This window comes from Methylobacterium platani (genome assembly GCF_001653715.1).
GTDB lineage: Bacteria > Pseudomonadota > Alphaproteobacteria > Rhizobiales > Beijerinckiaceae > Methylobacterium > Methylobacterium platani.
Map to the genome: position 1 here is coordinate 30,491 of NZ_LWHQ01000057.1, position 4,080 is coordinate 34,570.

The following is a 4,080-nucleotide window of genomic DNA, read 5'->3' on the forward strand; positions in this document are numbered from 1 at the left end:
GACCGCAGGGCGACGGAGCTCATGTCGTGGACCGTGGGCGCATGTTGGTGAACGACCCTATCGAAGTCATCGCACAGCGAATTCCGCTGCATCCGATCGCCGATGACGCGCAGTACGAGGCGGCGATCGCTGCAATGAACGGCCTCATCGACGTCGGTGCGGGTGACGAAGGGCATTCGCTAGCCCCGCTCCTTGGTCTCCTCGGCGAGTTCATTGCCGGTTACGAGGCGACCGGGTTCTCCCGACTCGAAGTGCCACCGGCCGAAGTGCTGCGCCTGCTGATGGAGCAGCATGGTCTCAAGCAGAGCGACCTGCCCGAGATCGGCAGCCAGGGCGTGGTCTCGGAATTGCTGAGCGGCAAGCGCGAGCTGAACAAGAACCAGATCTCGCGCCTGTCGGAGCGCTTCAACGTCAGTCCGGCGACGTTCTTCTGATCACGCGCGTCACGCGAAATACGCCGGCCACCGCGCCCGGATCTCGTCACCGAGCGCGATCGACTTCGACAGGTGATCGCGAAGAGCCTCCTGCGCGGCATCCGGCGCGCCCTCGCCGAGCGCCGCCACGATCCGCCGGTGATCGGCCACGATCTGCTGCGCCTTGCCCTCGACCGGCAGGTGCAGGCGGCGCAGGCGGTCGATATGGCCGCTGCGGCGGCGGATCAGGTCCCACAGATCGGGGACGGACGCCGCCTCGCATAGCGCCCGGTGAAAAGCCTCGTCGCTGGCGGACAGCCGCGCGAAATCTCCCTCCTCGGCGAAGACCGCCTGCTCGGCGACGAAGGCCTGGAGGCGGGCCAGCAGCGCCCGGTCGGGCGCCTGGGCCAGGGTGCGCACCACCTCCTGCTCGACGGCGCGGCGCAGGAACTGCGCCTGGCGGGCGGCGGCGAGATCGATGCGGCTCACCACGGTCGCCGATTGCGGGAAGATGTCGACCAGGCCCTCCTCCTGGAGGCGCAGCAGCGCGTCGCGGATCGGGGTGGCGCTCAGGCCGAAGCTCGCCTGCAATTCGGGTCGCGACAGCACCGTGCCGGGCGCGAGATCGAGCGAGACGATCTTTTCCCGGATGAGGTCGAAGACCTGCGGGGCGGCGTGGCGCGAGCGGTCGCGCAGACGCTGCGCACCGGCGAAGACGGCGTTCATGACGGTCGGACTCGTGAGACGGCGCGGGGCCGCCGGGGCGGCCCCTGGGGCAGCCTAGCACGGCCCGCCGCGGGTTGACATACTAATGCATTACCATTTTAGTGCAGAGGTCAGGCCAGAGATCAAGAATCGGCCGGCAGGCAGGGCCGCGCGCGCCGCGGCATCGGGAGAACGCCCATGATCCACTCGCCCGCGCGCCGCGCCTTCGCGGCGGGCCTCCTCGCTGCCGGTCTTCTGGCCGCCGCTCCGGCCCTCGCGCAGCAGAAGAGCGAGATCGCGATCACGCGCCAGCCCGGCATCATCTACCTGCCGACCCACATCATCGAGAAGCAGGGCCTGATCGAGAAGCATGCCGAGCGGCTCGGCGTGCCCGGTCTCAAGACGAAGTGGCTCACCTTCACCGGCGGCGGCAGCCAGACCGACGCGCTGCTCGCCGGTAATGTCGACATCGTCAATACCGGCACCGGCAACCTGCTGCTGCTCTGGGACCGGACGCGGGGCGGGGTGAAGGGCATCGTCGCCACCTCGGCGCTGCCGCTGCTGCTGGTCAGCCGCGACCCGAAGATCAGGACGATCAAGGACATCGCGCCCGGCGACAAGATCGCGGTGCCGACCGTGAAGGTCTCGACCCAAGCCATCCTCCTGCAGATGGCGGCGGGCGAGGCCTACGGCGCCGACCAGTCGAGCCGGCTCGACGCCAACACGGTGCAGCTCGGCCATCCCGACGCGGCGATCGCGCTCGCCAACCCCACCCACGAGATCAGGACCCATTTCGCGGCGCCGCCCTTCCAGTACGTCGAGTTGCGCACCGTGCCGGGCGCCCACATCGTCGCCCGCTCGCCCGACATCATCGGCGGGCCGCTGACGCAGGGCCAGTTCTTCACCACCACCAAGTTCGCCGACGCCAACCCGAAGATCGTCCAGGCGGTCCGCGCGGCCTCGGAAGAGGCACAAAATCTCATCCGCCAGGATACCCGCCAAGCGGTCGAGATCTACCGCGAGGTGACCGGCGACAAGACCAGCGTCGAGGATCTGCTGGGCTACCTCAAGGAACCCGGCATGATGGAGTTCAACCTCCAGCCGCAAGGGACGATGCGGTTCGCCGAGCATCTCGGGCGGATCGGCACGTTGCGGACCAAGCCGAAGGCCTGGACCGACTATTACCTGCCGGTCGCCCACGACCTCAGCGGCAGCTGACGGGAGGACACGCCATATGAGTACCCTCCTCGACGTCCGCGGCGTCACGCTCCGCTACAAGACCCCCAACGTGCTCGTCACCGCGACCGAGCGCGTCAGCTTCCAGGTCGATACCTCGGACCGCTTCGTGCTGCTCGGGCCGTCGGGCTGCGGCAAGTCCACCCTGCTCAAGGCGGTGGGCGGCTACCTGCACCCGAGCGAGGGCGAGATCCGCATCAAGGACCGGGCGGTCAAGGAGCCCGGGGCCGACCGGATGATGGTGTTCCAGGAATTCGACCAGCTCCTGCCCTGGAAGACGGTGCTGGAGAACGTCACCTTCCCGCTCCTCAATGCCCGCAAGATGAGCCGCCGCGCGGCGGAGGAGCGCGCCCGGGCCTATATCGAGAAGGTCGGCCTGACGCGGGCCGTCGACAGCTACCCCCACACCCTCTCGGGCGGCATGAAGCAGCGCGTGGCGATCGCCCGCGGCATGGCGATGGAGCCCGACATCCTCTTGATGGACGAGCCCTTCGCGGCGCTCGACGCGCTGACCCGGCGCACCTGCCAGGACGAGCTCCTGCAGCTCTGGGAAGAGACCAAGTTCACGGTGCTGTTCGTCACCCACTCGATCGCCGAGGCGATCAAGATCGGCAACCGCATCCTGCTGCTCTCGCCCCATCCGGGCCGGGTCAAGGCCGAGGTGCTCGACGTCGACAAGGTGTCGGCCCAGGACGGCAGCGCCGGCCAGCTCGAGCAGCAGATCCACGACCTGCTGTTCGCCCACGAACCCGATCACCACTGATGCCGGCCCATCCCTGATCGACCGTCGAGGAGGCACCCCCAATGAGCACCACGACGAGCACCACGACGCGCCCCACGATGCCGGCCCGCATCATCATGAGCGACGCCGCGCCCGCCGCCGACGGCGCGGTCGAGCGCCAGCTCGGCACCGCCGAGATCCTGTGGAACAGCGGTTTCGTCCGCAAGACCGTGATCATCGTCGCGCTGGCGCTGGTCTGGGAGGTCTATGCCCGGATCCTCGACAACCCGCTGCTGTTCCCGACCTTCTCCGACACCGTCACGACGCTCTGGCAGCAGACGGTCGACGGCACGATCCCGAGCCGGGCCCTGTCGTCGATCAAGGTGCTGCTGATGGGCTACGTCGCCGGCATCCTGCTCGCTGCGACGCTGACCATGCTGGCGATCTCGACCCGCATCGGCACCGACTTCCTCGAGACGATGACGGCGATGTTCAATCCCCTGCCGGCCATCGCGCTCCTGCCGCTGGCGCTGATCTGGTTCGGCCTCGGCAACGGCAGCCTGGTCTTCGTGCTGGTCCACTCGGTGCTGTGGGCGGTGGCGCTCAACACCCATTCGGGCTTTCGCGGGGTCTCGAACACGCTCAGGATGGTCGGGCGCAATTACGGGCTCAAGGGGCTCCCTTATGTCACCAAGATCCTGATCCCGGCGGCGTTCCCCAGCATCCTCACCGGCCTCAAGATCGGCTGGGCCTTCGCCTGGCGCACGCTGATCGCCGCCGAACTCGTCTTCGGCGTCTCGTCGGGGGCGGGGGGCCTGGGCTGGTTCATCTTCGAGAACCGCAACCTCCTCGACATTCCCGCCGTCTTCGCCGGTCTCCTCACCGTGATCATCATCGGCCTCGTGGTCGAGAACCTGATCTTCCGCACGCTGGAGCGGCGGACGGTGCAGAAATGGGGCCTGCAGCACTGACGCCCCAACCCTCCCCCCTCTGCGGGGGAGGGTG

The 4,080-nt window shown here is 68.2% G+C and carries 5 protein-coding genes; 4 read left to right on the forward strand and 1 reads right to left on the reverse strand.

Annotated elements, in window-relative coordinates; all coding sequences use genetic code 11:
- A partial coding sequence (locus A5481_RS25755; RefSeq protein ID WP_209436155.1) for a helix-turn-helix domain-containing protein occupies positions 1 to 434 on the forward strand: 434 nt, incomplete at its 5' end.
- 9 nt (positions 435 to 443) lie between these two features.
- Here the strand turns inward: A5481_RS25755 and A5481_RS25760 are convergent.
- The gene (locus A5481_RS25760) at positions 444 to 1,139 is read right to left on the reverse strand and encodes a GntR family transcriptional regulator (protein WP_048434751.1); all 696 of its coding nucleotides are present in this window, start codon (positions 1,137 to 1,139) and stop codon (positions 444 to 446) included.
- 177 nt (positions 1,140 to 1,316) lie between these two features.
- Here A5481_RS25760 and A5481_RS25765 point away from each other — a divergent pair, with 177 nt between their 5' ends.
- The 3 genes from A5481_RS25765 to A5481_RS25775 all read left to right on the forward strand — a co-directional run bounded on the left by A5481_RS25765 (position 1,317) and on the right by A5481_RS25775 (position 4,046).
- The gene (locus A5481_RS25765) at positions 1,317 to 2,336 is read left to right on the forward strand and encodes an ABC transporter substrate-binding protein (protein ID WP_048434750.1); all 1,020 of its coding nucleotides are present in this window, start codon (positions 1,317 to 1,319) and stop codon (positions 2,334 to 2,336) included.
- Positions 2,337 to 2,352: 16 nt separating this feature from the next.
- Positions 2,353 to 3,117, forward strand: coding sequence for an ABC transporter ATP-binding protein (locus tag A5481_RS25770; protein ID WP_048434749.1), 765 nt, complete (start codon positions 2,353 to 2,355; stop codon positions 3,115 to 3,117).
- 77 nt (positions 3,118 to 3,194) lie between these two features.
- Positions 3,195 to 4,046 (forward strand): ABC transporter permease, encoded by an 852-nt coding sequence (locus A5481_RS25775; RefSeq protein WP_048434753.1) that lies wholly within the window; start codon positions 3,195 to 3,197, stop codon positions 4,044 to 4,046.
- The last annotated feature ends 34 nt before the right edge of the window (positions 4,047 to 4,080 follow it).

Excerpts from the sequence above, each read along its gene's own strand:
- A5481_RS25765 (WP_048434750.1), top strand. The coding sequence starts at position 1,317 with ATGATCCACTCGCCCGCGCGCCGCGCCTTCGCGGCGGGCCTCCTCGCT.
- A5481_RS25775 (WP_048434753.1), top strand. The coding sequence starts at position 3,195 with ATGCCGGCCCGCATCATCATGAGCGACGCCGCGCCCGCCGCCGACGGC.
- A5481_RS25760 (WP_048434751.1), bottom strand. The coding sequence starts at position 1,139 with ATGAACGCCGTCTTCGCCGGTGCGCAGCGTCTGCGCGACCGCTCGCGC.
- A5481_RS25770 (WP_048434749.1), top strand. The coding sequence starts at position 2,353 with ATGAGTACCCTCCTCGACGTCCGCGGCGTCACGCTCCGCTACAAGACC.